We start from the raw sequence: 255 nt of genomic DNA, 5'->3' as shown, positions 1-255 counted from the left end.
AAGGATGCGCTCTACCAACTGAGCCATATCAGCACACTAACCGGTAAAGAACACACTGTGTGCGTTATCTAAATCTGTTGTCCGCAACAACCTTACGTCGCTGCACGACCAATCACATCGCTGTGACTGTAATTAGGAGCCTGGCAGTGTCCTACTCTCGCATGGCGAATGCCACACTACCATCGGCGCTACCGCGTTTCACTTCTGAGTTCGGCATGGGATCAGGTGGTTCCACGGCGCTATGGCCGCCAGGCA

General features: G+C 53.7%; 1 rRNA gene. It reads right to left on the bottom strand.

What is annotated here, in order from left to right:
- Positions 1-138 precede the first annotated feature (138 nt).
- Positions 139-253: ribosomal RNA gene (rrf, locus tag KW825_RS20375) — 5S ribosomal RNA — on the bottom strand.
- Positions 254-255: the final 2 nt, after the last annotated feature.

The organism is Aeromonas sp. sif2433, from assembly GCF_019218705.1.
GTDB lineage: Bacteria > Pseudomonadota > Gammaproteobacteria > Enterobacterales > Aeromonadaceae > Aeromonas > Aeromonas encheleia.
Note: the sequence above shows the minus strand (reverse complement) of the source record. Positions and strands in the feature narration are given on the sequence as shown.